The following is a 26,043-nucleotide window of genomic DNA, read 5'->3' on the forward strand; positions in this document are numbered from 1 at the left end:
ATTTGGTTGATTGCCGCCGGTCGCCTGTTCAGGCGGCCAGCACGAGGGCGTCAGCCGGCGAGAAATAAAGACGGATATTTTCGCCGACATTGGGCATGGTGAAATTGGCCTGGTTGAACATATCCACACAGATTGTCTGGTCGTTGACGGCGACCTTGGCACGGATGATGGAACCATGGAAACCAAAATGCTGAACGCGGCCTTCGAGCGCAATGTCGCCGGCTTGCTGTTCCTGCATGAAGAGCGCCTCGGGACGCAAGGCAAGGGTGATTGTTTCGCCATTGGTGAGGGCTGCACCATTGGTGGAGGGAACGGCGATATCACGACCGGCGAGGCTCAGACGATTTGTAGACGCATCCGTAACACGCGCCTCGAACATATTGAGTGTGCCGACGAACTCGGCAACGAAGCGGGTTTTCGGGCGGTTATAGATTTCAGCCGGTGTTCCAATCTGGTCGGCGCGGCCCTTGTTCATGACAATCACCCGGTCGGAAATCGACAAGGCTTCTTCCTGATCGTGGGTCACGAAGACAGTGGTGATGCCAAGCTCGCGCTGGATGTTGCGGATATCTTCGCGCAGCGAGACGCGGATTTTCGCGTCGAGCGCGGAGAGCGGCTCATCGAGCAGGAGGACCTGCGGCTGGGGGGCGAGTGCACGGGCAAGCGCCACGCGCTGCTGCTGACCACCGGACATCTGATAGGGGTAACGGTCGGCAAGATGACCGAGCGCAATCATGTCGAGCATGTCTTTCACGCGCCTGTCGATGGCAGATTTATCCATGCCGGAGATTTTCAGGCCAAATGCGACATTGTCGTAGACATTCATGTTGGGAAACAGGGCGTAGGCCTGAAAAACCATGCCGATGCGGCGCTTGTTGGCGGGCAGGCGGGTGACATCCTGACCGTCGATGGTGATTGCGCCGGCAGTCGGCGTTTCGAAGCCGGCCACCATGCGCAAAACAGTCGTCTTGCCGCAGCCCGATGGACCGAGAAAGGAAACGAACTCGCCCTTGCGGACGCCGAGGTTGAACTCCTTGACGACCGTGTTGGTGCCGAAGCTCTTGCTGACCTTTTCGAGTGTCAGGAAACTCATGGTTTTACGCTCCTTGGGGTGAAGGACGGGATGCGGGGGAAAAGCCGCTGGCCGGGTTTGCGGGTGGCGAAGAGTTGCATGAGCGCCATGGAGGCCCAGGTGACGCCGAAGGCCATGATGGCAAGAGCGGCGGGCTGGTAGGCATAGTCCTGACCCATCTGCACGAGATAGGGGCCGAAGGCCGGACGGTTCAACAGGCTCGCCATGACAAACTCACCCAGTGAAATGGAGAAGGTGAGGAAGGCTCCCGACATGATGGCCGAGCGCACATTGGGGAAAATCACCGTGCGAATGGTGCGCATGCGCGATGCGCCGAGACTTTCGGCTGCCTCTGTGAGTGTCGCAATATCAATGGCTGCCATGCCGTTGTCGACAGCCCGGAACATATAGGGCAGTGACAGGATCGTGTAACCGATGACCAGCAGCACATTCGTGCCGGGATCGGTTGTGGTCAGCGGCAGGAAAGAGTCGTTTCCGTAGATGCGCATATAACCAAACACCAGAACCACGGGCGGGATGATGAGCGGGAGAAGCGTCAGGAACTCCACCAGCGGGCGGACCTTGGGGAGTTTGAGACGGACCCAATAGGCCGTGGGGACGATGATCAGCGCGCCCAGCACAATGGCCACCAACGAAGCGATGGCCGAAAATGTCAGGGTTGCGATGAATGTATCGCTCTGGAAGACGTCACGGTAGGCGGCAAAGCTCAAGACCCCGCGCTCCATGCGTAGCGAAAAGTCGAAGGTCGCATAAAGCGGGACCAGGAAGTAGAGCGCCGCGACGATGACGATCAGCGTTGAGACAGCGGGAAAGCGCTTCATTTCTGCCACCTTTCAGCGCGGTTGCGCAGCACGAGATAAAGCAGGTTGGTGACGGCCATGATGACGACCATTCCCAGCGCCAACGCATAACCGAGGTTGGGATTGTAGAGCACATTGCCACGGATCTGGTTGTAGAGCATGATCGGCACGACGGAGTAGGACGAGCCGGTGAGCGCGATGACGGTCGCAAGCGTCCCGAAGGCGTTTGCAAATAGAAGCAGGAAGCAACCCAGCACCGATGGGGTGAGAACGGGCAGAGCCACGAGCCGCCAATATTGGGCGCGGCTCGCCCCGAGGCTTTCGGCGGCTTCGCGCCATTCTGCCTTCAGTCCTTCCATGGCAGGCGTCACCACCAGCAGCATCAATGGCAGCTGGAAATAAAGATAGGTGAGTGCCAGACCCCAGAAGGAAAAGAGGTTGAAGCCGACCGCATAGATATTGACGCCGAAGACGTCGCGGAAAATCAACGTGACAAGGCCGAGGCGGCCAAGCGTGGCAATGAAGGCGAAAGCAAGCGGCACGCCGGCAAAGTTGGAGGCGACACCGGAAAAGGTCGTGAACGCGTGACGGACCCAGTCGGGCAGGCCGCCGAGGATCACTGCGTAGGCGACAAGCAGGCCGGTCAGGGCACCGATGCCGGCTGAAACCAGGCTCAGGCGGATCGACAGCGAATAGGAGGAGACGATGTTATCGGAGCCGAGCGCTATGATATTTGCCAGCGTGTATTGGCCTTCCGCATTCTGAAAAGCGCCGTTGACCAGATAAAGAACCGGCGCGACGAGAAACAGTGCGACGAAGATGAGGAAGGGTAAGAGGCCGAGCCAATTCCAGTTGATGCCGGCAAAGGGTGGTTTTGAAGCCCTTTCGGCAGCGAAGGTGCCGCTGGCTTCGGTTGCTTGAATGTCTGTCATCGCGCAATGCCCCGCTTGAAAAACGACGGGATGCCGGCCTGAAAAGACCGGCACCCATTTCATATCTGAAGCCCTCGGCGGGTTACTGCACGCCCATTTCCTTGGCCCAGTTTTCAGCAACGGCTTCCTTGGCGGCAGCCTGCTCTTCGAGGGTCGGGAAGATGGCCTTGGCGTAGTTTTCAGCCGGCGGCAGCTTGTCCATCAGCTCCTGCGGGATCACACCGCGCTCGGCCATGTCGTTGAACAGGATCGGGTGGCAATAGCCCTTGAGCCACAGAAGCTGACCTTCGTCGGAATAGAGGTATTCCATCCACAGCTTGGCAGCGTTCGGGTGGGGGGCATAAGCGGAGATGCCCTGTACGTAAACGCCGGCGATAACGGCGTCAGAGGGAACGACAACATCCATCGGCGGGTTGCCGTTCAGCTTGTCGCGCATGGCCAGAAGGTTGTAGTCCCAGTCGAACAGAACAGGCGAAGTACCCTGAGCGAGGTTCTGGGCGGTGCCTTCAACCGGCACGAGATTGCCGTTTTCCTTCAGTTCCTTGAAGAATGCGATGCCAGCGTTGGCTGCATCGGCACCGGCTGCAGCACCGGTGGAAATGCCAGCGGCATAAACAGTCATCATGCGCGAGTTGCCCGTGCGCGGGTCGCCGCCAACGGTGACGCCATTGGCGTATTTGGCGTCTTTCAGGTCAGCGAAGGAGGTGGGTGATTCAGGGAAGATGTCCTTGTTCACGCCGATGGCCAGAACGCCGTAATAATCGCCATACCAGTAACCCTCAGGATCCTTGGCGGTTGCCGGGATCTTGTCCCAACCGGCGACCTTGTAAGGTTGAAGCAGACCGTCCTTGACGGCGGCAGGGCCGAAGGAAAGGCCGACGTCGACAACGTCAGGGGCCTGCGGGCCGGTGTTGCCCTTGTTGGCCTTGATGGCTTCGAGTTCGTCGCCCGAACCGGCATTGGGGTTCAGTTCGTTGACTTCAATGCCGTACTTGGCCTTGAAGCCTTCGATGACTTCACCGTAGCCGCACCAGCTGTGGGGAAGAGCGATCGTGGTGAGCGTACCTTCCTTCTTGGCAGCAGCGATGAGGTCATCCATGTTTTCAGCGTGAGACGCTGAAGAGGCGACGATTGCAATCGCGGCGGAAACCGACAATAGTTTGGTGAGTTTGGACAGCATTTGCTTCTCCTGTCGTTGAGCGTTGGCGGATTGTTGACGAAGCTCTAGCGACAATCGACGAACCTTTTATGACAGTTCGCCCAAAGCAAATTTTGATCAAATAATTTATATTTTACAGCGTTTTAGGTCGGCTTCTTCTTGCCGTTTTGCGCGCGCGTGCTCGCATCTTTTCCGTGGGGTTTCCGGAAAAGTCTGGTTGTATTGAACAAATCTTCCAATTCATGCATGCGCTCGCGCGTGCGGTCCCAACTGGCGTTTTGCACAGCCTCGATCAGCGCCTCGAGCAGAACCAGCGTGACGACCGACGAATCCCATGCGGATGGCACCTCGACATTCGCCCGGAAGGTGTGTTTTGCATATTTGGAGATCGGCGAGCCCCAATTGTCGGTAAAGAGAATAATGGATGCGCCGCGTTCGGAGGCCAGCCGGGCCAAAATCTCCATTTCGCGCTCATAGCGGCGAATATCGAACAGGATGAGCATATCGCCATCCTGCATGTTCAAGACATAGTGCGGCCAGGTCGAGCGATTGGTGGAGATCAGCGTGACGCCGGAGCGAATGACCTGAAGATGCGTGAAAAAATAGGTGGCCATCGCCTGCGTTATGCGGCCACCGGCGAGGTAGATCGGCTTCTTGCGATTCGACAGCTCGCTGGCAACCTTGTCGAAATCACTGCTGGCAATGTTTGACAGCGTGTTTCTGAGGTTGGTGTGAACCGCATCGGCAAAGCGGTTGAGAATGTGCGTACCCGGCGCGTTCGTTGCCCAGCGATCATGCTTGGCAATCGGATTGGAAATCGTTTCTTCGAGCTCTTCGTAGAGACGCGATTGAAAATGCGGGAAGCCGGAAAAGCCGAGTTTCTGGACCATGCGTACGACAGTTGGCGTGGAAACGCCTGCGTGTTCCGCAACGGTTGTGACCGAGCCCAATCCCGAGATTGGATAGTTCTCCAATAGATACTCTGCCAACAGTTTTTCGGAACGCGTGAGCCGTTCAAAGCTCTCGCTGATAATGTCAGATACAGTTTTCACGCTTAGTCGTCACTGATTGTTCGCCCTCGATCGTCTCACCGGCTGATCTCCGGCAGCCTTGAAACAAGAGTACATTGTCTAAGGCCTGTCCTGTCAATATGCGGGTGAAATTTATTTTTCAGATTGCAATTGACAGGAAATTTTTGCTGAAACATTCTCTTCAGCGGCTGGATGAATTGAAGAATATTATGTCGGTTTTGGAAAAATTGCTCGCTGCGGACGAGGGCGAGCCTGCCATTGTTGAGAACAAAGAAGGGCGTGGGCCCTTTGTGTTTGTTTGCGAGCATGCCTCAGCGCTGCTGCCGGTTTCACTGGGCACGCTTGGCCTGAACGGTGAGGCTCTGAAAAGCCATATTGCCTGGGATCCGGGAGCGCTTGCGGTGTCGCAGATTCTCTCTGGCCATTTTGATGCGCCGCTGGTTTATCAGCGCTATTCGAGGCTTGCCTATGACTGCAACCGGCCGCCGGAATCGCCTGCGGCCATGCCGGTCAAAAGCGAGATCTATGCGGTGCCCGGCAATGCGGCCATGACGCCGGCCAACCGGGATGCACGGATCAAAGAGATCTATGAGCCATTTCATGCTGCGATCCGCGAGGTCCTCAATGAAAGGCGCAATGCGGGTGTCAAAACCGTATTGGTGACGATGCATACGTTCACGCCGGTCTATTTCGGCAAGAAGCGGGATGTCGAAATCGGTATTTTGCATGATAGCGACGCCCGGATGGCCGACGCCATGATTGTCGCGGCTAGTACCGACGGCCCTTTCGACCTGCGCCGCAATGAACCCTACGGGCCGCAGGATGGGGTGACGCATACGCTGAAACTGCATGGTGTCGCCAACGGCTTGCAGAATGTCATGATCGAGATCCGTAACGACCGCGTTCGCGACGCGACAGAGCAGGGCGTTGCAGCCGACTATATAGCCGGTCTCTTGTTGCGTGCTGTGGGATAGAATTCGCAACACAAGGGAATAGAGTGAACGGAGTTCAGGTATTTTGGGGGACAGTAAACTGGGACAATTTTTCGTAAGAGCAGCCACCTCGCACAATGATGAGGTGAGTCCAGGGGTTTTTGCTTATGCCTGAATTCCTGAAGACATATGTCCGCGTTGTTGAAAAGTGCAACAGGTGGATCGGCCGCGCGACGATGTACCTGATTTTTGTGCTGATGGGCGTTCTGCTTTACTCGTCGGTCTCCAAAGTGTTTTTCTGGCCGGCCAATTGGACGCTGGAGATGGCCGAATTCATCATGGTGGCCTATTTCATCGTCGGTGGACCGTATTCGCTGCAGCTCGACAGCCATGTGCGCATGGACCTGCTTTACGGGCGCTGGTCACCGCGTACGAAGGCGCTGGTGGATTGCTTCACGGTGTTCCTGCTGATCGCCTATCTGATCTTCATGCTTTACGGCGGCATTTCATCGACAAGCTACGCACTGGAATATGGTGAAACGAGTTATTCCTCCTGGTCGCCCTATATGGCGCCGATCAAGATTGCCATGGTTGTGGGTATTTTCCTGATGCTGCTGCAGACCACTGCGATCCTGATCAAGGATATTGCCTTCGTCAAAGGGGAGGCGATCCAATGAGCTATGAATTGATCGCGATCTTCATGTTCTCCTCCATGATGATTTCCATGCTGACCGGGCAACGGGTTGTTGCCGCTATCGGCGTGGTGGGCGTCGTGGCTGCTGCGCTGCTTTGGGGGCCGGGTGGCATGGAACTCGGCTTTTCGGCAGGCATGAAACTGATGAAATGGTACGCGCTCGTGACGCTGCCACTGTTCATCTACATGGGTTACCTGCTTTCGGAATCCGGTCTGGCCGAAGATCTCTACAAGATGTTCCATGTCTGGCTTGGCGGGCTGCCTGGCGGTCTGGCTGTCGGCACGCTCGGCCTGATGGTGGTGATTTCGGCGATGAACGGCCTTTCGGTAGCCGGTATGGCGATTGGCGCGACGATTGCGCTGCCGGAACTGCTGCGTCGCGGCTATGACAAGGTGATGGTTTCGGGTGTCGTTCAGGCGGGATCATCGCTCGGCATTCTGGTGCCGCCGAGCGTCGTGCTGGTGCTTTACGGCATGATTGCCCGCCAGCCGGTCGGCAAACTGTGGCTTGCCGGCGTCTTTCCGGGCCTGCTCCTGGCGGCACTCTTCATCATTTACGTCATGGTTCGCTGCAAGCTTGATCCGTCGCTGGCGCCCGCACTTTCGAAGGAAGAGCGCGAGATGCCGCTCAGCGAGAAGCTGAAGCTTTTGCGGGCGGGTATTCTGCCGTTCCTCATTTTCTTCCTCATGATGGGGCTTTTCGTGATGGGCGTGACCAGCCTTGTGGAAAGCTCCGCCATCGGTGCTTTGTCGGCGCTTCTGGCTGTCTGGTACAAGGGCCGGCTGACAAAGGAAGTCTGGAACCGCACGCTGGAGCAGACGCTTGGAATTTCGGCGATGTTCATGTGGATCATCATGGCAGCGCTCTGCTTCGGTGCCGTGTTTGACGGACTGGGCGCGGTGAAGACGATCCAGTGGCTGTTTACCGAAGAGTGGGGCCTTGGCCCTTGGGAAATCCTCATTCTGATGCAGATTTCCTATATCATCATGGGGACGTTCCTCGATGATACGGCGATGCTGGTGATTGTCGCGCCGCTCTATATTCCGCTGGTGCGCGCGCTCGGCTTTGATCTCGTCTGGTATGGCGTGCTCTACACGATCACCTGCCAGATCGCCTATATGACGCCGCCATTCGGCTACAATCTCTTTTTGATGCGGGCTATGGCGCCGCCGGAAATCGGGCTGAACGACATCTACAAGTCCATTGTCCCGTTCGTCATCATCATGATTATCGGCTTGCTGATCGTGACGGCCTTTCCGCAGATTGCGCTGTGGCTGCCAAACCAGGTTTCGGTGCGGGGATAGAGATTTCGCGAGGTCTCCGTGAGAAGAGGCCCGATGATAAGACTGGAGAAAACAGCCGGTTGGTTTGAAACGCCGCTGGCAAAACTGAAAATCAAACTGAAAGAGGGAAACGACATGACCAATAGACGTGATTTCTTGAAGAAAGCCGGTGTTGCGGTTGCCGCCGCAGGTCCGGCAACGCTTGCAGCGCCCTATGTCAAAGCACAGGCGCCGATCAAATGGCGCTTGCAGACCTATGCGGGTGCAGCGCTCGCCGAAGAGGTGGTGAAGCCCTGCGTTGACAAGTTCAACAAGATCGCCGACGGCGAGATGGAAATCGAACTTTATACCGCAGACCAGCTGGTGCCGACGGGCGAGCTTTTCCGCGCCATGCAGCAGGGCACGATCGATGCCGTGCAATCCGACGACGATTCCATGAACTCGCCGGTCGATATCAAGGTGTTCGGCGGCTATTTCCCGTTCGCTTCCAAATTCTCGCTCGATGTGCCGACGCTTTTCTACAAATACGGTCTGGCAGACATCTGGGATGAGGCTTATTCGGAAGTCGGCGTGAAGTGGCTTTCTGCGGGCGCGTGGGACCCTTGCAACTTTTCCACCAACAAGCCGATCAAGTCGCTGGAAGACCTGAAGGGTCTGCGTGTCTTCACGTTCCCAACGGCCGGTCAGTTCCTGGAGCAGTTCGGGGTGATCCCGGTGACGGTGCCTTACGAAGATACGCCGGTTGCCATGCAGACGGGCGAAATCGACGCGGTTGCCTGGTCGGGCATTACAGAAGTTCACACGGTGGGTTGGGAAGATACGGTAAAATACTTCCTCACCAACAATATTTCCGGCGGCTGGTGCGGTTCGTTCTTTGCCAATATGGATCGCTGGAACGAGCTGCCTGAGAAGCTGCAGACGCTGTGGCGAGTTTGCATGGACTCCTCGCATTATCATCGCCTGCACTGGTATTGGGGCGGTGAGGCTGCCTTGCGCGCAGGCGAGTCGCCGCTGGAACTCACCACCATTCCGGCGGACGAGTGGAAGACGGTTGAAGACAAGGCGATGATCTTCTGGGACGAAATCGCTTCGACCAGCGAGCGCAACAAGAAGGTCGTGGACATTCTGAAGCAGTATCAGGCTGTGATGGCCAAGGCCGGCTCCCCCTATCGCGAGGGCTGATCCTGATCTAATACGCTTTTGGCGGTCCGGAGAGATATCCGGGCCGTCGCTAATTCAGGGACGATAACATCTGGCAGGTAGAAATGGCCGCGACATATACATTTGAAGAATTGAAGAAAGACGTGGCCGAGGGCCGGATCGATACGGTTTTGTCTGCGCAGGTTGATATGCAGGGGCGCTTGATGGGCAAGCGCTTTCACGCGCAGCACTTTGTCGACAGCGCCTGGGAAGAAACCCATTGCTGCAACTATCTGCTGGCAACCGACCTGGAGATGGAAACCGTCTCCGGTTACAAGTCGACAAGCTGGGAGGCTGGCTATGGCGACTATTCGGTGAAGCCCGACCTGTCGACGCTGAGACGCATTCCCTGGCTGGAAGGCACGGCCCTGGTGCTGTGCGATTTTTACGACCACCGCACGCATGAAGAAGTGCCGTTTTCACCGCGCAGCATTTTGAAGAAGCAGATCAAGCGGCTGGAAGCCATGGGCATGAAAGCTTTCATGGCGACAGAGCTGGAATGCTTCCTGTTTGAGGAAAGCTACGAGGCGGCCAGTGCCGCAGGCTACCGCGGGCTCAATCTGATCAGTGGTTATAACGAGGATTACCACATCTTCCAGACGACCAAGGAAGAGGATGTGATGCGGGCGATCCGCAACGGACTTGTTGGCGCTGGCGTGCCGGTGGAAAACACCAAGGGTGAAGCCTTTGCCGGTCAGGAAGAAATCAATGTGAAATATGCCGAAGCGCTTCTGGCAGCCGACAATCACGCGATCAGCAAGAACGGGGCAAAGGAAATCGCCTGGCAGAAGGGCAGGGCGCTGACCTTCCTTGCCAAATGGGCCTATGATGCCGCGGGCAATTCATCGCATGTGCATCAATCGCTCTGGAGCCTTGACGGCAAGCCGCTGTTTTATGATCCCGCGCGTCCTGCCGGCATGTCGGAATTGATGGAGCATTATATTGCCGGGCTTCTGGCGCATGCCGAAGAGATCACCTATTTCCTGGCGCCCTATATCAACTCCTATAAACGCTTCGTTGCGGGAACCTTCGCGCCAACCAAGATTGTCTGGTCGAAAGACAATCGCACCGCGGGCTTTCGTCTTTGCGGTGAGGGTGGCAAGGGTGTGCGCATCGAATGCCGCATTGGCGGAGCCGATCTGAACCCCTATCTTGCTTTCGCGGCGCTTCTAGCTGCGGGCATTGACGGCATTGAAAAGAAGATGGTGCTACAGCCGGAGAACACCGGCGATGCCTACGGTGCCACGGGTGTGCGGGAGGTACCCAAAACCCTGCGTGTAGCGATGGATGCATTGGATAAGTCTGCCATGCTGCGGTCCGCTTTTGGTGACGATGTGATCGACCATTACAAGCGTGCGGCGGAGTGGGAGCAGGAAGAATATGACCGGCGTGTCACCGATTGGGAAGTGAAGCGCGGGTTCGAGCGGGCGTAGCTGCCGATTTCTTGTTAATTTCGCAAAATTTTGCTAAAATCACAAATCTGCGAGGGAAGTGGTGATGGACAGCGAGTGGTTCTATTGGCAACTGGGCCGTGAAGGGCGGTCGCTCAGCGGTTTGGCCAAGGCGCTCGGGCTCGATCCCAGTGCTGTTTCGCGCATGTTGCGGGGTGAGCGCAAAATGAGCGCTGACGAGCAGGATGGAATTGCAGACTATCTCGGCGTTTCCTTGAATGCGGTGGCCGCGCGCCGGCGCGGCGATGCGGCGGGTTTCGCGGAAAAAGGTCAGGAGAGTTTTGAAATGGATATGGAGGGCGCTGACGTTGCGATGGCAGGCCGAAAGCCGAAGTCTGACACTTCAAAGAGCGCTTCGAAAGCGGAGATCGGTTTTCTCGAAAGGATCGGCAACAAGATGGCCGGAACGGTGACGATTCCGGCTGGCGTGGATATCACCGCACCTGCCGATCCTGACTGGGCCCGCGTCTATGACGAGGACTATGACTATCCGCTACATCTTTGACACCTGTTGCCTTTTGTTTCTCTCTCAGCCCGGTATTTCGATTGAGCCTGACGCTCGGCAGGCGCTTAAGGTGGCAGGTGGTGGGTTTCACGTTTCCGCCATCAGCGCATGGGAGATCGGATTGCTCGTCGCCAAGGGACGATTGAATCTGACCCGGCCGCCGCTTGAGTGGTTTAATATGTTTGTGGAGGATCGGAGTATGAATGTGCTGGAGGTGACGCCCTCGATACTTGTTGGGTCGTCCTTCCTGCCTGAGCCGCTGCACGGAGATCCCGCCGACCGTATCATCATCGCGACCGCGCGCGAATACGATTTGAAAATTATAACACGCGACAAAGCCATTCTGGCCTATGGCGCGGCAGGTCACGTCAAGACGCTGGCCTGTTAACTTGGAGAACCACATGACTATGATCAGATGCATTTCGCCGGTTGACGGCTCGGTTTATGCCGAGCGTCCGGCTTTGAGTTATGACGATGCCGCCACCGCTGTTGGGCGCGCGCGAAAGGCGCAGAAGGCATGGGCGGCGCGCCCGCTGGAAGAGCGTATTCAGCTGGTTTTGAAAGGCGTTGCGCGCCTGAATGAGATGGCCGATGTGGTCGTTGAGGAACTGGCCTGGCAGATGGGCCGTCCGGTGAAATATGGTGGCGAGTTCAAGGGCTTTAATGAGCGCTCGAACTATGTTTCAACCATCGCTGCTGACGCCTTGGCACCCATCATGGTGGAGAGCTCGGACAGTTTCGAACGCTATATTAAACGCGAGCCGCTGGGCGTGGTGTTTGTGATTGCGCCTTGGAACTATCCTTACATGACGGCGATCAACACGATTGCGCCGGCGTTGATGGCGGGCAACACGGTTGTGCTGAAGCATGCCAGCCAGACATTGCTGGTGGGTGAGCGCCTGGTGCAGGCTTTCAACGAAGCGGGCGTGCCGGAAGACGTGTTCATGAATGTGGTTCTGGATCACGATACGACCTCGGCGCTTCTCGGCAATGGCATGTTCAATTTCGTCAACTTCACCGGCTCTGTCGCTGGTGGGCGTGCCATTGAGCGTGCTGCTGCGGGCTCGTTTACTGGCATTGGCCTTGAACTCGGCGGCAAGGACCCCGGTTATGTGATGGAAGATGCCGATCTGGATGCGGCGGTCGATACGCTGATGGATGGTGCGACTTTCAATTCGGGCCAGTGCTGCTGCGGTATCGAGCGCATATATGTGAACGAAAATCTCTATGACGAGTTTGTCGAAAAGTCGGTGGCCTGGGTTTCCAATTACAAGCTCGGCAACCCGCTCGACCCGCAGACCTCGCTTGGCCCAATGGCCAATAAACGGTTTGCCGATACGGTGCGCGCACAGGTTTCGGATGCTATCTCCAAGGGTGCCAAGGCACTGATTGATCCGAAGCTCTTTCCCGAGGATGATGGCGGTGCCTATATCGCGCCGCAGATCCTTGTCGATGTCGACCATTCGATGGAGTTCATGCGCGAGGAGACCTTTGGTCCAGCCGTTGGCATCATGAAAGTGAAGAATGACGAAGAGGCGCTGGCGCTCATGAATGATTGCCAGTACGGCCTGACCGTTTCACTGTGGACTGGCGATGCGGAACGCGCCGCACGGCTGGGCGATCAGCTGGAAACCGGCACGGTGTTCATGAACCGGGCGGACTATGTCGACCCCGGCCTTTGCTGGACCGGCTGCAAGGATACGGGCCGTGGCGGTTCGCTTTCTATCATCGGCTTCCATAACCTCACCAGACCCAAATCATTCCACCTGAAAAAGGCACTTTAAGATGTCAATCACTGCAAACTGGAGCTATCCGACCGCGATCAAAATGGGCGCGGGGCGGATTGGCGAACTCGCCGAGCACTGCAAAGCCGTCGGCATGAAAAAGCCGATCCTGATTACCGACCGTGGTCTTGCCTCGATGGAGATCACGAAGAAGGCGCTCGACATTCTCGAAGCGGGCGGGCTTGGCCGGGCGATTTTCGCCGATGTCGATCCCAACCCCAATGAGAAGAACCTCGAAGCCGGGGTGAAGGCGTTCAAGGATGGGGGTCATGATGGCGTGGTCGCATTTGGCGGCGGTTCGGGGCTCGATCTTGGCAAATGCGTTGCCTTCATGGCGGGGCAGACACGGCCTGTCTGGGATTTCGAAGATGTCGGCGATTGGTGGACGCGCGCCTCTGTTGAAGGAATTGCGCCGATTATCGCTGTTCCGACCACAGCGGGTACGGGCTCGGAAGTGGGGCGCGCGTCCGTCATCACCAATTCGGTGACCGAGACCAAGAAGATCATCTTCCATCCGAAGTTCTTGCCCGCAGTCACGATCTGCGATCCGGAGCTGACTGTCGGCATGCCCAAGCACATCACGGCGGGCACCGGCATGGATGCTTTTGCGCATTGCCTGGAGGCCTATTCGTCACCTTTCTACCACCCGATGAGCCAGGGCATTGCGCTCGAAGGCATGCGGCTGGTGAAGGAATATCTGCCGCGCGCATATGCCGACGGTTCGGATATCGAAGCCCGCACGCATATGATGTCGGCTGCTGCGATGGGGGCGGTTGCTTTTCAGAAGGGGCTCGGTGCCATCCATTCGCTGTCGCATCCAGTCGGCGCGATCTACCACACGCATCACGGCACCACGAATGCTGTTGTGATGCCGCCGGTGTTGCGCTTCAACCGGCCTGCGGTTGAGGAGAGGCTTGCCGCTGCTGCAGCTTACCTTGGAATTTCCGGCGGTTTTGACGGGTTCTACGACTTTGTTCTGGAACTGCGTTCGACCCTTGGCATTCCCGACAAGCTGGCCGAGTTGGGTGTGAAGACTGACCGGATCGACGAGATGTCGAAAATGGCCGTTGCCGACCCATCAACCGGCGGCAATCCTGTGGAACTGACTGTAGAGGCAGCCAAAGAACTCTTTGAGCAGTGCATCTAAACGTCCGCAGAGATGTGATTACGGAAAGGCGCGGGAATTTTTCCGCGCTTTTTTTACTTTTCGGCCTCAAGTATGCCCGGCGCTTAACGCATAGTTAACCATAAGTTGCAAGTCTCCCAAACGCGCGATGTCGCTTTGCGCATGGGAGGGGCGAATGATTTTCTCGCCTTGTGGAAACGGTTTCTTCGGCTTCACCCCAAAAAATCATTTCCTCAAGGCGCTGCCTGTTTCAGAAGAGATTTGCCCCATGCCCGTTCTCGCATTTGCCAATTCCGTATCCGGTTCCGGAAAGACAACTTCGGCCTTGCTCGCCGCTTTCGAATTTGTCCATCGCGGCTATACCGTCGCCGTTTTGGATGCTGATCCCCGGAACACAGCTGGACAATGGGCGGCGACAGCCGGGGCCAAAGCCAAGCTGACGGTGATTTCAGATGTCACGGCATTGAATGTCGGAACGCTTGTTGCGCAAATGGCGGATCGTTTCGATATGATCATCATCGATCTGCCGAGCGATCTTTCGCCGGTCGTGAGTGCTGCCATCCTGTGCGCCAATCATGTGGTGGTGCCGGTGAAAAGCAGCGGGGCAAATGCGGCGGCGCGCGAGCCGGTTCTTGAGCTTATCAGCCGCCTGGAATGCGACCTTGGAGCAAAGATTTCGCATTCGGTCGTCTTCACATCGACACAAGGGGCAGGTCGCCCGCAGGCTCTGGACGCACCGAGCAGGCGGCTCAATGCTCAGGGTGTCCACGTACTCAAGCAAACCATTTCGAAATGCTCAGTCTTCCGCGCGATCCTGGAAGGCGGGGAGCCGATCGCAATATTCGACCCTGTCGCGCTTTTCGTTCACAAGGCCGAACGGGAAATGATGCGTGCCTATTCGTTGGAGCTCATGTGGCGTATGCCGACGCTGCGCCGCAGCGCTCAAGCCGTTCCGGTTGTTCCCGCTCGGGTCGATGAAAAGGTTGAGGCTGTTGCAGCCAGCCCGGTTGAGGCACGCCTGGTTGGCGCAAATCGCCTGCTTGAATATGCCCGCACGCGTGTTGCGGCTGCCTTCGCAGCTTAGAAACAGGTTCCCACGACCTGCGGCAGCTGATGGGATGCTTCAAATGCAGCTATTAATTCTCATCGAAAACATCTTGTAGGCGATATGTGTTGCGCCGGTCATGGCGGCATCTTGAATGATTGTGCCATCTTGTGCGCATATCCTTTCCAGCAAGCCTTTCAGCCCATTTTCGCTGGATGGCGTGCTATGATTTGCCTCGATAATTCAGAGCTTTGGCGGTTCTTCCTTCGGTTCCAGCTCACTATCGCCTTCGATTGCACTTAAGCCTTCGTTAACCATGTTTGTTCCAGATTTAAATCAATGCGCAATGGGGAGCGCAGGGGATGGGCAGATGCGAAAGAGCCCCGGAAGTAATCCGCGTCCCAATCAAGTTTTGGCGCCGACCGGCGGCGGTGGCGCGTTGGAGCAATGAATGTCAGTTATTACACTTGCGAACACGAAGGGCGGAGCAGGGAAAACAACCGCAGCGCTTCTTTTGGCAACGGAGTATGCCCGGCAGGGCTATAGGGTCGCGGTTCTCGATGCCGATCCGCAAAAATGGATTACCGCGTGGTCCGAGGCCAGTGGCGGGGCGGCCAATCTCGAAATCATCTCACAGGTCACTGCAACATCATTGCCGTCACTTATTCGAGAAATGCGTAATCGCATCGATTTCTTCATCGTCGATCTTGCAGGTGCGCGTAATGCCCTTCTGGGAACGGCGCTCGGCATATCAGACCATGTACTGATACCGGTTCAGGGCTGTGCGATGGATGCGCGTGGGGCTGCGCAAGTTCTGGAATTGCTGGAACAGCTGAAAATGCAGTGTGGTTTGGACATTGCCCATTCGGTGGTTCTCACCCGTGTCAGTTCACTGGTGACCACGCGTGCGCTGGCTGCTGTAAAGGCGATGCTCAACGCACGGGGCGTCAATGTCCTGGAAACACCCTTAAACGAGCGTTCCGCTTACCGGGACGTTTTCGAATATGGTGCAACCCTTTATAATGCGGATCCAATTGCGATCAGCAACCTGGACAAGGCGCGTGATAATGCGCGTACGTTTGCTGCAGAAGTGAAGGCGCTCCTGCCGCGCAAAGTAGGGCGGTCGATCCCTGGCTATAGCCTGCCAACTTGGCGAAGAATTCGGGCTGCCTGAGGCGTTGATCTCGCGAAATGCGAAAGCCGTTCGGCGGGGGCCGGGCGGCTTTTGACGTTTCATCGTTCAATAATTCATGCCATCTCGGCGGCGCGCCCGCACCCAAATTAAAGCCCGCGAAATCAGGGGCATGCGACCGGGAGCCGTAGGTAAATTTTAACAAAAGGATGACAGGCTAAACCGATTAAAGCGGTTAATGTGATGTTTCGGTCCAAAACTCTATTTCAGATTGTATTTTATTCTTTGTGCGCGTCTCTTTTTGCCGCAGTACCCGCTCGTGCAGCGTCCGAGGACGTTATAGCGTTCAACGCCGACATGACATGGATGCTGACTGCCGGCGCGCTTGTGATGTTCATGCAAGCCGGTTTCCTGCTCCTCGAAGCGGGTATGGTGCGCTCGAAGAACTCCATCAACGTCGCGCAGAAGAACCTGCTGGATTTCGTCTTTTCCGTCGCCGCGTTCGCGTGTGGCGGTTTCATGATCGCCTTTGGTTCTTCTTCGCCGCTGAGATTGGGTTTTGACACGGACTTTCTGTTTCTCAGCAACCTGACCGGCTTTGAGGCCGGATTTTTTGTTTTTCAGGTGATGTTTTGTGGAACAGCCGCCACCATCGTTTCAGGTGCGGTTGCCGAGCGTATGCGCCTGTCGGCCTATGTGGCCGGTTCGTTCTTTCTGTCCGTGATCATCTATCCCGCCTTTGCGCACTGGGCCTGGGGAGCCGCACTGGGACCCAATGAAGGGGCATTGCTGGGCAATATCGGATTTATCGACTTTGCGGGTTCCACTGTCGTGCATGCAACAGGTGGTTGGGTGGCGCTGGCGGCCTGTATGGTGCTTGGCACGCGCGAGGGCCGTTTTGACAAGGATGGCAAACCTTTGCGTATTGCCGGCCATAGCCCGGTGCTGGCGACGACCGGTGGGCTGTTGCTGTTCATCGGTTGGATCGGTTTTAACGGTGGTTCAACGCTGAAGGCCGGCGAAGACATGGCCCATATTGTGCTGAACACCATCCTTGCCGGCGGGTTCGGCGCCGTGGTGGGACATGTGCTCGGCTATTACAATGACGGCTACTATCTGCCTGAAAAGCCGGTCAACGGTATGCTTGGCGGGCTCGTTGCCATTACTGCTGGCTGCCACGTGCTGACGCCTGCGGGGGCGATTGTCATCGGAATTGTAGGCGGATTGATTGCTATTCATGCCAATGACGTCTTGGCGAAACGCTGGGGGATCGACGATGCCGTTGGTGCCATCGGGGTTCACGGCTTTGCCGGTGTTGCGGGCACAATCGGCTTGGCATTTCTGGCACCGAGCGAGCATCTGCCGGGCGGCCGCCTTTATCAGGTTTACGTTCAATGTTTCGGCTCGCTGCTCAACTTCTATTTTTGCTTTCTGATGGGATATGCCTTCTTCTGGGTTCTGAACCGGTTCAGGAATATCCGCATCAGCCATGAAGATGAAGTCATTGGTCTGAATATTACCGAACATGCCACCCGTATCGGCGTGGGCCACGTTGAGGATGCGCTTGAGAAGCTGCTGTCGGGCAGGAGCGAAGTCGGTTATCGCCTGGATGCGGTGGCCGGCGATGAAGCAGAGAAACTCACTGGGCTCTTCAACGACTTGATGGGCAAGCTGGAGACCGAGCATCGAGAAAAGGCGGAACTGGAAACACTGAGAATCCGCTCGGAAGAAGCCGAACGTGTCGCCGCCCTGTCGAATGCAACTTTTGAAGCCATTGTCATGCACAAGGATGGTCTCATTGTTGATTGCAACGAAGAATTGGGCCGTCTTCTCGGTTCGGATGTCGAGAGCTTGAGGGGCCGGCAGGCAGCAGACATCGTCACGCACGATTCGCTGATTGAAATTCGCAAGGCCATAGACACACATTCGGATGCTGTCCGCGAAATCATGCTCGTGTCAGCCAGTGGTGAGCACATACCGGTTGCCGTGCGGGCGCGTGTGATCAATTACAGGGGTGAAGACGTGCGGGTTGCCTGTATGGTGGACTTGCGCGAACGCAAGGCCGCAGAGCGTGATATGATACGTCTTGCCCAGCAGGATCCGCTCACCGGACTGGCGAACAGAGCTCAGTTCAACGAATGGCTGGAGATGGCTGTGCGCTCTGCTGCAAAGGGCAGCAGCACTGCCTTGATTCTTGTTGATCTGGACCGTTTCAAGAATGTGAACGACGTCCATGGCCACCAGGCAGGTGACAAGGTGATCAAGGAGGCCGCATCGCGGCTGATCGCTCTGGCGGGCAAACACGGCAGCGTGGCGCGGCTCGGTGGTGATGAATTTGCCATCATTCAGCATGATATCGATTTCACCAATCAGGCTGCCGATACAGGTTTGCGGATCGTTCAAGAGATGGCGCGCCCGATCGAACTCGATAATGGTGCCGTCGCGATGATTGGTGCCAGTGTCGGCATAGCTCTTTGGCCCGAACATAGCGACGATGCTGAAACGCTCATCGCGCGCGCCGACATAGCGCTTTATCATTCAAAGAACACCGGCCGCAGCGCATCCAACGTTTTCCGGCCGGGGCTCAACGAATTGATCGAGAAGCGACGCGCGCTCGAGGCCGATCTCGAACAGGCGCTGGAAAACGGTGAATTTGAGCTTTATTTCCAGCCACGGGTTGACGCGCAGACGCTCTCAATTCACGCCTATGAGGCGCTGATACGCTGGAACCACCCCGCGCGTGGGCTGGTCAGCCCTGCAGATTTCATTCCCGTTGCCGAGGCCTGCGGCAAGATCGTCGATATCGGGAAATGGGTTTTCCGCGCGGCCTGTGAAGCCGAACGGGGCGTGCTGAAGGGCGCGCGCATCAGCGTCAATGTCAGTCCTTTGCAGTTTCAGCAGAAGGATTTTGTCGCCGGTATTCAGGATACATTGACGGAAACCGGCGCAGATCCGGCCATGATAGAGCTTGAGCTGACAGAGAGCATGTTGATTGAGGATGACGCCCGTGGGCTTTCGGTCATGAAGATGCTGAAGTCGTTGGGCATTGAATTGGCGCTCGACGATTTCGGCACCGGTTACTCCTCGCTCTCTTACCTCTCCAAATATCCCTTCGACACGATCAAGATCGACCGTGGCTTTGTATCCGCTTTCAACACAGACGAAAATGCGATTGCCATTTTGAAGGCGATTATCGGGCTGGGCAGGGGGCTGGGCATGAAAATCGTGGCGGAAGGTGTTGAGACGGTGCAGGAGGCAGCCTTTCTTCGGCAGAACGGCTGTGATCAGTTGCAGGGTTATCTTCTCGGCAAGCCAACGGCAGTCGATGCCATCCTCCATGAAATTGATGCAGCAACAACAAGGCAGATCCGCGAATATGTGCCTTTCAGCGCCGGCGATGTTCAGGCGGACATGTTGCGCGAAGTCGGAAGCCGGTTGGAAAATGGCTTGCCCAGGAACATGCAGCAGCAAGTGCCCACGGCCGGATCGCGTGGGATCACCTGATCCTGGTCAATCCACGAACTGAACGATCACGCCGGGTTTGATCATCTTGGCCAGTTCGCGTGCATCCCAGTTGGTGAGACGAACGCAGCCATGGCTTGCGGTCTTTCCGATCTTGGAGGGATCGGGTGTGCCGTGAATGCCGTATGTCGGTTTGGAGAGTGCAATCCAGACATCGCCCACGGGACCGTTCGGGCCCGGTGGGATCGTGAGAACCGAGCGGTTTTCGCCCTGCTGGAAATTGATCTTGGGATTGTAGGTATAGTTCGGATCAAGCGCGATGCGTTCGACCGTCACCGTTCCAGACGGCGAAGGCGTGTCGCTTGAGCCGATGGTCGCGGGGTAGGCGGCAACCATATCGCCGTTTTCATCAAATGCCTGAACTTGCTTGATGCGTTTGTTCGCAACGATGCCGGTCACCTCGGCGCGCTTATTGGCGCCCGGATTGACGACCTTGATGACGGTGCCGGGTATGGAAAAATCAACGCCGGGGTTGATCGCCTTCAGATAGTCTTCATCCATATGGAATTGCTCTGCGAGCTTTTCAGATGTCGACGTGTAGGACAGGGCGGGCATTGCCGCCTTCTGTGCGTAATCGGAGGGAATTTCAGCAACATAGGGACCGGCGGCGTCGGCGGGCGTGATTTCATACTGCTTGAAGGGAAGGCCGCCGTCGAGGCTCAGTCGTTGCAGGATGGAATCAGGGTTGGAGACGTCCAGCGTTTCGCCACTGGCAGCTTCCCAGGCAGCCAGTGCCTTTTCAACATTGGAGCCCATCCTGCCGTCGATGACACCGGGGGAAAAGCCTTCACGGTCGAGCAACACCTGCAGTGCGGTCACCACCTCGCGGCTGAGTTTGGTTTTGGGGGTGGCGGCCGGCATATTTTCGCTCTGCTTTGTGCTGGGCAGTGCTGAAGGTTCTTCCCATTGCTCAGAACCATCTTCCAACGACGATGTGGCGGGACCTTCAGGCAAAGGCTGGCGTTCAACCGAGCGATTGGGTTCTAAGCGCGAGGAAGGTACAGTGCCTGTGATTGCGCCCCTATCGTCTTGCCCGCCCCAGCCGGGACGATCATAACCCCAGCCGCGATTGGGATCGTAGCGGCGCACTTGTTGCTGGTCATCATATTGCCGTGTTGCCGGTACCTCATAGGCAACGACTTCGCCGTAGCGGTTGATCAAAACGCGGCGTCCCTGGCGATCGTAGCGTAGGGTAACTTCACCGGCCTCCGGCACGTAGTCGAGGATTTCGCCCCGCGGGGTCACGAGCATGGTATCGCCTTGCTGGGCCAGCACGGGCTGTGCCGTGAGGAAAAGGGCTGATACAAGTGCCATAGATGCAGATGGAAAGCCTGATTTGCGCAAAGTGAATCACCAATAAATCTGTTTTGACCTAAGTACTCTATTTGATTGTCAAATTCAGGCTATTCTATGAATTGAACTGGATTGAAAGGGAAATTCGGGAGAGAAAATGCTGGAATTTTACGCGCAGCGCGGACCCAAGCTGATGCTGGACGAGACCTCGGTTTTCGATATCGGGGCGTGTTTTGTGCACGGCGTTGATATCGCGCCCGGTCCCGCCGTTCCGGACGATGGCGACGCGCGCATCAGACACTCGGTTCAGGGATTCCTGTTCACCTGCGGGCCGGACCACATTCGCCATCCCGAACCCATCAAGGGGCAGAACGATGAGAAATATCCATTGCATGGGTCTTTCTCCGCCTCACCGGCTCATGTGACGCTTTTCGAGCTAGGTGACCAGATGTCTCAAGCGGAGGCTGAGGTGCTTGTCACGCTTGCGGCCGGTGGTCGGGCGCTCTTGAAGCGCCGCTGGGTCATCGATGGGGATTCCGGGGTTGTAGCCCTCAGCGATGAACTGTCAAACATAGGTGCCGCGCCGTTTGCACCGATGTGGATGTATCACATGAACATTGGCGCGAAACATTTTGACGAGAAGGTCAAGCTTTCCGGTGCCATGTTTGAGCCGTCCGAAATGGATTGGACCTTCGGTGCGGGCGACGGACATGTATTTTGTGTTCCCGCAGGCAAGGGGCAGGCGAGACTAAGCCTGGGGCCGATGGCAGCTGTCAAAAACACCACGCTTCATGTTGGTTTCGATACGGCAGAACTGCCGTACTTGCAGATGTGGCGGAACCAGAAGCGCCCGGCGCATGTGCTGGGCATAGAGCCCGTCTCGCACGATTGGAAATCGCGGGGGGAACTTGCTGAAGACGGCGCCATGGGCCAGTTGCAGCCGGGAGAGATGCGTCGCTACGGTCTGCAGTTCAGCTTTTCGTGAATCAGGCGTTTTGGCGCATTGTCAAAGGAAGATTGACGCAAGCGTGCCGTGCGATTAGATAAAATTAGAGTTTACTTGCAGGAAGCGATTTATGGACATTCGTCAGATCAACGATGAATATTCGGTCAGCGGGCAGATCAGCGTTGACGATCTGGACACGATCAAGGCGATGGGATTCAAGTCCATTGTCTGCCATCGTCCTGACCATGAAGAGCCGGACCAGCCGGAATTTGCTGCTATAGCAGCCCGCGCTGACGAACTTGGTCTTCCGATTGCTCATATTCCTGTCGGCGGTGGGGGCGTGACAGCCGCAGCCGTTGAAATGATGGTTGATGCGCTGGATGAATTTCCGCGCCCGATGCTCGGCTATTGCCGGTCGGGTGCGCGTTCCACAGCTGTCTACCAGCAAACTGCGCATATCCGCGGTTGAGCCTCTTCAGGCTTCGTTAAGCGTATCTTCGTGTCCTTGTAGCTTGCGTCGGTAATTTGTGTTGTCCTAATGATGGCCCGATGCGGGCTGAATTGTTGGCATGATGCCGGCAATGAGGAGACAATGATGCTGTCGGTTGATACGGGACTAAGCTCCCAGTCTGCAGCGCTTTCGCAGACGCCATCTTCGCCGCTTGGTCCGGCCAAGCAGGATGAAGACAAGAAAAAGCAGTCGCATATACCGACGGTGGAAGTGTCTGCCGCGCAGGCGCAAGGTTTTTCGCCACGTGTGGGTGATTTCCTCGCAAACCAGACCAGCAAATCCTCCAGCGCTTCGAGCGGCACGAGTGCGGTTTCTCCGACAGGCGCTGACGGGTCAGCACCTGCAACATCCGTATCCACTGCTACGCCGCCGCCGCAGGAATCGGAAAATGACGGTTCCAGCACGGGTGGGCGCTCGGATCAGGCTGCCATGGCATTGTCGCTTTTGAAGAATGAAGCGGCAGAGGCTCCATTGCCTGGTGGCGACGGGGATATTCGGTTTGACGAAGAGCCACGCGAAGAAGAGGTTGATGGGGACGATTTGACCTATACGGCCTCTCAGCAGCCGGCGCGCAGCCCGCTTGAAGATATTCCGCCGGTGCCGCCGGCAAATGCGGGAACGATCGTCAATACAAACCAGGCGGTGCTTGCGCAGTCTGAAGGCGAGGATCAGGAACCTGAGTTCTCCGACGAGCAGCGCGGTGGTGACAACCGCGAAAGCGTTGAGGAGACCGGGGAGGCGAAGGAAAGCGCAAAACGCGATCAGAAGCCGGACCAAACTCCTTCAACCACCGCCGTCAAGAGCGGTGATTTCAGCCTCTATTTCGATGAGGCCGGTACCTATCAGATGGCCGCTGCCTGATTTTCTCTCCCAGAGAATGGCTCACCCAAATGCAGGTGAGCCAAAGCGCTTCGCCGATGCTGCTTAGGAACCTCTTATGTCCGAGAGCGTGCGCATCGGTGTGATGGCTTCCGGGTTTTGAATGATCTCGACGATGGCTGGTTTGCCACTCTCTTGAGCGCGCTTGAAAGCGGCTTCGAAATCTTCGGTTTTTTCCACCTTCTCGCCGTGGCCGCCATAGGCGCGGGCAAGGTCAGCAAAATCCGGATTGGTGAGGCCGGTACCGTTGACCCGGCCCGGATATTCGCGCTCCTGATGCATGCGGATCGTGCCGTATATGCCGTTGTTGATGAGGAGAATGATAATCGGAAGATTGTAGCGAATGGCGGTCGCAAATTCCTGCCCGTGCATCATGAAATCACCATCACCGGCAAAGCAGACGACTGTGCGCTCCGGATAAAGTGCCTTGGCGGCGACGGCGGCCGGCGGACCATAGCCCATGGAGCCTGACGTGGGGGCAGCTTGCGTTCCATAATTGCGGAAACGATGGAAACGGTGCAGCCATGTCGCGAAATTGCCGGCACCGTTTGTGTAGATCGCATCGTCCGGCAGGTTGGCCTCGATCCACTCCATGATCGCGCCCATATGGACGCCGTCCGGTCCGCTTGCGGGTGGTGTCGACCAGTTGCGATAGGCCGCATGCATGGCAATGGTGCGATCCGACCAGGCAGGTGGCGCATCAGGCACATGAGTGGCCAGCGCCGCAACAAAATCCGACGGTGCTGCGCAGATCGCCAGATCGGGTCGATAGACGCGGCCAAGCTCGTTTGGATCGGGATAGATGTGGATGAGCTTTTGGCTCGGATAGGGCACATCCATGAGCGTATAGCTTGAGGAGGGCATTTCCGAGAAGCGCCCGCCCAAGAGCACGATCAGGTCAGCCTGTTTGATCTCCTGGGCCAATGCGGGATTGATGCCGATGCCGACATCGCCTGCATAAGAGGGGTGCAGATGGTCAAACAGCATCTGCCGGCGGAAAGAGCAGCCGACCGGGATCGCCCATTTTTCCGCAAAGGTTTCAAACTGGCGAACGGACGCCTCATTCCACCGGCTGCCGCCCAGGATAAAGAGAGGGCGTTCGGCCTTTTGCAGTTCCGCGACGAAGTGCTTGATCTGCATTTCGCCGGGATAGGCCGGAACAGGGGTGTAGTGGCGGGCTTCCACTGTTTCCACCTCATCGCGCAGCATGTCTTCGGGAAGCGCAAGCACGACCGGGCCGGGACGTCCCGATGTGGCGACGGCAAAAGCGCGGGTGACCATTTCCGGGATGCGTCTTGCGTCATCGATTTCGGCCACCCATTTGGCAACTTCGGTGAAGGCGCGGCGATATTCGATCTCCTGAAAGGCTTCGCGCTCGCGGGCATCACGCTGCACCTGACCGATGAAAAGCACCATGGGAATGGCATCCTGCATGGCGATGTGCAGGCCGGCGGATGCGTTGGTCGCACCAGGACCGCGAGTGACAAAGCAGATGCCGGGCTCGCCGGTCAGCCGCCCCCAGCAATCGGCCATCATGGCTGCACCGCCTTCCTGCCGGCAGATGATCTGTTCGATCGGGCTGTCTGCAAGTGCATCAAGAACGGCGAGGAAGCTTTCACCGGGAACAAGGCTCAAGCGCTTTGTACCGTTGGCTTCCAACGCTTCAACGATCAGTTGTCCGCCTGTTTTTTTCATGTCTTTCATTCCAGATTTCTATTTCGAGTAAACGTTTTTCGGCCAAACCTGTTTCATCACGGTTTGAGCGTTTCCTGTTGGGAAACGATATCGGCGGAGACGCGGCGTTCGCGCCACACGATGTAAAGACCCGAGCCGATGATGATGAAGATGCCGACCCATTTGGTGGCATCGGGAAAGCCGCCGAACACCCACCAACCGAGCGCCGTGGCGGAAATGATTTCCATATATTGCATCGGCGCCAGTACGGAGGCAGGGGCGGCGCGGAACGCGTAGACGGCGAAAATGCCGGACAGCGATGAGGTGAGGCCGACGCCGGCCAGCCAGATGAGTGTTTTGCCAGAAGGCATTGAGGGTAGCAGAAAGCCGATGTCAGCGGCGTTGCCGACAGCCAGCAGGATGGTGGTGAACAGAACGCCCCACAACGCCATCTGAAACTGCATGGACCAGGGGTCTTCACGCTGGGAGATGACGCGTGTGATGAGGGCGAAGATGGCGATGCCGAGTGCGGTGAAGACCGGCAGGATGGCGATGTAGCCCACATCGGCGAAGCTTGGCCTGATGACGATAATCGCACCCATGAAACCGACGGCACAGGCTGTGTACCGGCGCCAGCCGATGGGTTCTTTCAGGAAGATGCTCGCGAGTACCGTCAGGATGATCGGCTCGACAAAGAAAATGGCAATGGCGTCTGCGATCTGCATGACGGCAAGGGTTGCGACGAAGCAGATCATGGCAATGACAATGACGCCGGCGCGCACCGCATGATAGAGCGTGTTCTCAAGCGACAGACGCCGCCAGGACGCGTTGTAGAGGAAAAAGGGCAGCATGAATGCGCCCTGGACCAGAAAGCGGGCAAGCGTGACCATGCCTGGCGACGTGGTGTCCGTCGCCAGCTTGGAAAAGACGTCAATTCCTGGCGCAATCAACGTTGAGATCACCATCAACCCCAGGCCGAGCGAGATGGGGGAGATGGTCGCACCTGGGAATGTGGACTTACCGATCATGAATTGGCTGCTTCAGCGAAGG

At 56.9% G+C, this 26,043-nt stretch carries 23 protein-coding genes; 15 read left to right on the forward strand and 8 right to left on the reverse strand.

The features are described from left to right. Positions 1-28 precede the first annotated feature (28 nt). The 5 genes from NHF56_RS05070 to NHF56_RS05090 all read right to left on the reverse strand — a co-directional run bounded on the left by NHF56_RS05070 (position 29) and on the right by NHF56_RS05090 (position 5,036). Complete coding sequence (locus NHF56_RS05070) at positions 29-1,093, reverse strand: ABC transporter ATP-binding protein (RefSeq protein ID WP_252802166.1); 1,065 nt, start codon at positions 1,091-1,093, stop codon at positions 29-31. Then, on the reverse strand, positions 1,090-1,914 hold the full coding sequence (locus NHF56_RS05075) for an ABC transporter permease (RefSeq protein WP_252802167.1): 825 nt from the start codon (positions 1,912-1,914) through the stop codon (positions 1,090-1,092). The genes NHF56_RS05070 and NHF56_RS05075 overlap by 4 nt, the downstream gene beginning before the upstream one ends. Beyond that, the gene (locus NHF56_RS05080; protein ID WP_252802168.1) at positions 1,911-2,825 is read right to left on the reverse strand and encodes an ABC transporter permease subunit; all 915 of its coding nucleotides are present in this window, start codon (positions 2,823-2,825) and stop codon (positions 1,911-1,913) included. Before NHF56_RS05080 ends, NHF56_RS05075 begins: the two co-directional genes overlap by 4 nt. A gap of 82 nt (positions 2,826-2,907) precedes the next feature. After that, on the reverse strand, positions 2,908-4,005 hold the full coding sequence (locus tag NHF56_RS05085; RefSeq protein WP_252802169.1) for an ABC transporter substrate-binding protein: 1,098 nt from the start codon (positions 4,003-4,005) through the stop codon (positions 2,908-2,910). Between the two features lie 122 nt (positions 4,006-4,127). Then, complete coding sequence (locus NHF56_RS05090) at positions 4,128-5,036, reverse strand: SIS domain-containing protein (RefSeq protein WP_252802171.1); 909 nt, start codon at positions 5,034-5,036, stop codon at positions 4,128-4,130. Positions 5,037-5,233: 197 nt separating this feature from the next. Between NHF56_RS05090 and NHF56_RS05095 the strand changes: the two genes are divergently transcribed. The 12 genes from NHF56_RS05095 to amt all read left to right on the forward strand — a co-directional run bounded on the left by NHF56_RS05095 (position 5,234) and on the right by amt (position 19,672). After that, positions 5,234-5,989 (forward strand): N-formylglutamate amidohydrolase, encoded by a 756-nt coding sequence (locus tag NHF56_RS05095; protein WP_373456286.1) that lies wholly within the window; start codon positions 5,234-5,236, stop codon positions 5,987-5,989. Between the two features lie 125 nt (positions 5,990-6,114). After that, complete coding sequence (locus tag NHF56_RS05100; protein WP_252802175.1) at positions 6,115-6,624, forward strand: TRAP transporter small permease subunit; 510 nt, start codon at positions 6,115-6,117, stop codon at positions 6,622-6,624. After that, positions 6,621-7,946 carry a TRAP transporter large permease subunit gene (locus NHF56_RS05105; RefSeq protein WP_252802177.1) on the forward strand — a complete coding sequence of 442 codons (1,326 nt, stop codon included), beginning with the start codon at positions 6,621-6,623 and terminating at the stop codon, positions 7,944-7,946. Before NHF56_RS05100 ends, NHF56_RS05105 begins: the two co-directional genes overlap by 4 nt. Before the next feature lie 114 nt (positions 7,947-8,060). Continuing rightward, positions 8,061-9,107, forward strand: a complete 1,047-nt coding sequence (locus NHF56_RS05110; RefSeq protein ID WP_252804850.1) for a TRAP transporter substrate-binding protein — start codon at positions 8,061-8,063, stop codon at positions 9,105-9,107. A gap of 83 nt (positions 9,108-9,190) precedes the next feature. Further along, a complete protein-coding gene (locus NHF56_RS05115; protein WP_252802179.1) occupies positions 9,191-10,558 on the forward strand; it encodes a glutamine synthetase family protein in 1,368 nt (455 codons plus the stop codon). Positions 10,559-10,622: 64 nt separating this feature from the next. Continuing rightward, positions 10,623-11,081 carry a helix-turn-helix transcriptional regulator gene (locus NHF56_RS05120; protein WP_252802181.1) on the forward strand — a complete coding sequence of 153 codons (459 nt, stop codon included), beginning with the start codon at positions 10,623-10,625 and terminating at the stop codon, positions 11,079-11,081. Continuing rightward, complete coding sequence (locus NHF56_RS05125; RefSeq protein ID WP_252802183.1) at positions 11,059-11,469, forward strand: type II toxin-antitoxin system VapC family toxin; 411 nt, start codon at positions 11,059-11,061, stop codon at positions 11,467-11,469. Before NHF56_RS05120 ends, NHF56_RS05125 begins: the two co-directional genes overlap by 23 nt. A 13-nt stretch (positions 11,470-11,482) precedes the next feature. After that, a complete protein-coding gene (locus NHF56_RS05130; protein ID WP_252802185.1) occupies positions 11,483-12,865 on the forward strand; it encodes an aldehyde dehydrogenase family protein in 1,383 nt (460 codons plus the stop codon). A 1-nt stretch (position 12,866) separates the two neighbouring features. Beyond that, positions 12,867-14,012 (forward strand): iron-containing alcohol dehydrogenase, encoded by a 1,146-nt coding sequence (locus NHF56_RS05135; RefSeq protein ID WP_252802187.1) that lies wholly within the window; start codon positions 12,867-12,869, stop codon positions 14,010-14,012. Positions 14,013-14,259: 247 nt separating this feature from the next. Continuing rightward, positions 14,260-15,075 (forward strand): ParA family protein, encoded by an 816-nt coding sequence (locus NHF56_RS05140; protein WP_252802189.1) that lies wholly within the window; start codon positions 14,260-14,262, stop codon positions 15,073-15,075. Between the two features lie 412 nt (positions 15,076-15,487). Then, entirely contained in the window at positions 15,488-16,210 is a 723-nt protein-coding gene (locus NHF56_RS05145; RefSeq protein ID WP_252802192.1) for a ParA family protein, read from the forward strand. Between the two features lie 315 nt (positions 16,211-16,525). Further along, complete coding sequence (gene amt / locus NHF56_RS05150; RefSeq protein WP_252802194.1) at positions 16,526-19,672, forward strand: ammonium transporter; 3,147 nt, start codon at positions 16,526-16,528, stop codon at positions 19,670-19,672. Positions 19,673-19,678: 6 nt separating this feature from the next. On the opposite strand, the gene NHF56_RS05155 is transcribed toward amt, so the two are convergent. Next, positions 19,679-21,004 (reverse strand): L,D-transpeptidase family protein, encoded by a 1,326-nt coding sequence (locus NHF56_RS05155; protein ID WP_252802196.1) that lies wholly within the window; start codon positions 21,002-21,004, stop codon positions 19,679-19,681. 136 nt (positions 21,005-21,140) lie between these two features. On the opposite strand from NHF56_RS05155, the gene NHF56_RS05160 reads away from it, so the two are divergent. From NHF56_RS05160 to NHF56_RS05170, 3 genes are all read left to right on the forward strand, one after another. Further along, a complete protein-coding gene (locus NHF56_RS05160; protein WP_252802198.1) occupies positions 21,141-21,968 on the forward strand; it encodes a DUF4432 family protein in 828 nt (275 codons plus the stop codon). 91 nt (positions 21,969-22,059) lie between these two features. Continuing rightward, a complete protein-coding gene (locus tag NHF56_RS05165) occupies positions 22,060-22,398 on the forward strand; it encodes a TIGR01244 family sulfur transferase (RefSeq protein WP_252802200.1) in 339 nt (112 codons plus the stop codon). 123 nt (positions 22,399-22,521) lie between these two features. Further along, on the forward strand, positions 22,522-23,301 hold the full coding sequence (locus NHF56_RS05170) for a hypothetical protein (RefSeq protein WP_252802202.1): 780 nt from the start codon (positions 22,522-22,524) through the stop codon (positions 23,299-23,301). A 63-nt stretch (positions 23,302-23,364) separates the two neighbouring features. Here the strand turns inward: NHF56_RS05170 and NHF56_RS05175 are convergent, their stop codons facing one another. Together NHF56_RS05175 and NHF56_RS05180 are read right to left on the reverse strand one after the other, a co-directional pair. Beyond that, complete coding sequence (locus NHF56_RS05175; protein ID WP_252802204.1) at positions 23,365-25,014, reverse strand: thiamine pyrophosphate-binding protein; 1,650 nt, start codon at positions 25,012-25,014, stop codon at positions 23,365-23,367. Positions 25,015-25,070: 56 nt separating this feature from the next. Then, the gene (locus tag NHF56_RS05180) at positions 25,071-26,021 is read right to left on the reverse strand and encodes a DMT family transporter (RefSeq protein ID WP_252802206.1); all 951 of its coding nucleotides are present in this window, start codon (positions 26,019-26,021) and stop codon (positions 25,071-25,073) included. Positions 26,022-26,043: the final 22 nt, after the last annotated feature.

Source organism: Rhizobium sp. L1K21, from assembly GCF_024055895.1.
In the GTDB taxonomy this organism is placed as follows: Bacteria; Pseudomonadota; Alphaproteobacteria; order Rhizobiales; family Rhizobiaceae; genus Ensifer_A.